The organism is Halosimplex carlsbadense 2-9-1, from assembly GCF_000337455.1.
In the GTDB taxonomy this organism is placed as follows: Archaea; Halobacteriota; Halobacteria; order Halobacteriales; family Haloarculaceae; genus Halosimplex; species Halosimplex carlsbadense.
In genome coordinates, this window is sequence record NZ_AOIU01000017.1 from 1 (window position 1) to 563 (window position 563).

General features: G+C 68.6%; 1 pseudogene. It reads left to right on the forward strand.

What is annotated here, in order from left to right:
- Window positions 1-563, forward strand: a pseudogene (locus C475_RS23815) (hypothetical protein); the annotation flags it as partial.

Below are 563 nucleotides of genomic sequence, written 5' to 3' on the forward strand. Positions count from 1 at the left end.
TGCGGCCGTGGCGACTCGAGAACGTCTCGGTACTCGTCAACGGGGACACCCGATACGACCGGCCGATCCGGACGGCCGAGACCGCACCGTTAGAGAACACGACGCTCCGACTGCCGGTCGAACTCGACACAGCGACCGCGAACATCACGGTCGTCGTGACGGGCGGGGCGGCGACGCAGTCGAAGGGCGCGACTGACCGCGCACGGGAGACCCTGCTACTCGACGGCGACCGGCTATCGGATCGCTACGAACGAAACGTCGCCGGAACGGACCCGTTAGATCCTGACAGCGACTCGCCGCGAACGGACGCCGACGAAGCGAACAACGGCATTCTCGACGGGGTAGAGGACTACGACGACGACCGCGCGGTCACGCTGTTCGAACGGCAGGCCGGTTCGGACCCGTTCGTCGCCGACACGGACGGCGATGGCCTCGACGACGGGTTCGAGGTCCAGGTCGGCGCGTTCGACCCGACGACGGCCGACACCGACGACGACGGCGTGGGCGACGGGGACGAGGATCTGGACGGTGACGGCCTGTCCGCGAGCGCCGAAGACGACGCG